Below are 1180 nucleotides of genomic sequence, written 5' to 3'. Positions count from 1 at the left end.
GGTAATCCTCCCATAAATAACCGAAGTTAAAAGTAGAGGTTAAGCAGCCATTAGAGGTGGCTTTCCTTTGTTAGCTAGATGTGGTCTTTCATGGTTGTAATGCCACAACCAGTTTGTTGCATAATCTTGTACTTCATCCAAAGTATCAAATAAATGCTTGCTCAGCCAACTATAACGTATGATCCGATTATAGCGTTCAATATACGCATTCTGCTGTGGCTTACCCGGTTGAATATATTCAATACGAATACCGTGCTCAGTAGCCCAGTGCACAAATTCGTGACTGATAAATTCGGGACCATTATCGCATCGGATCACTAACGGTTTTTCTCTCCACTCCAGCAATTGATTCAACGTACGAATAACCCTGATTGTGGGCAATGAGAACCCTGCTTCAATGGCTAGGCCTTCGCGGCGGTAATCATCAATCACATTCAATAATCGAAACTTGCGACCATCGGAAAGCTGATCATGCATAAAATCTAATGACCAAACCTGATTTTCTCGGATTGGTTCTTTCAATGGTTCAGGCGCATGCCGTTTTAGTCTTCTTCTCGGTTTAATACGCAGATTCAGTGCCAACTCACAGTAAATGCGGTAAACCCGCTTGTGATTCCAGCAGCAACTCTCAACATGCCGTAAATACGAGAAGCACAAACCAAAGCCCCAATCGGAATTTTCCTCAGTGAGTTCAATGAGCTGTTCAGCAATGAGTGCATTGTCATCGCTGAGTTTGGCTTGATAGCGGTAGCAGGTTTCACTAATGCCAAATGCTTTACAAGCCAAACGAATACTAATGGCATGCTGGGCAACTGCCTGTTGTGCCATCTTACGCCGGCAAGATGGCTTTACCACTTTTTTGCCATCGCTTCCTGGATGATTTCGGCCTTTAATCGCTCTTCCGCATACATCTTTTTAAGTCTGGTATTTTCGGCTTCTAGCTCTTTCAGTCGAGCCATTAATGATGTATCCATACCACCATATTTGGCACGCCATTTATAAAAGGTAGCATTACTCATGCCGTGTTCACGGCAAAGGGTCGCTACAGGTGTGCCAGATTCTGCCTGTTTCAAGATGGACATGATCTGACTGTCAGTAAATTTAGATGTTTTCATGCAGAATCTCCTGCTCGTATCTTAAGAGAAAATTCTACTTTTAGATCCTATTATTTTTAGGGGGG

1 protein-coding gene is annotated in these 1180 nt (G+C 43.1%); it reads right to left on the bottom strand.

All coding sequences use genetic code 11. The features are described 5' to 3' along the window. Positions 1-39: 39 nt before the first annotated feature. Positions 40-1115 (bottom strand): IS3 family transposase gene (locus FTV31_RS16990; RefSeq protein WP_180015813.1). Its coding sequence is split into 2 segments (ribosomal slippage): positions 40-863 and positions 863-1115, totalling 1077 coding nucleotides; the frame shifts between segments, so codons are not numbered across the junction. Positions 1116-1180 lie beyond the last annotated feature (65 nt).

This window comes from Acinetobacter sp. YH16031, from assembly GCF_013417335.1.
In the GTDB taxonomy this organism is placed as follows: Bacteria; Pseudomonadota; Gammaproteobacteria; order Pseudomonadales; family Moraxellaceae; genus Acinetobacter.
Note: the sequence above shows the minus strand (reverse complement) of the source record. Positions and strands in the feature narration are given on the sequence as shown.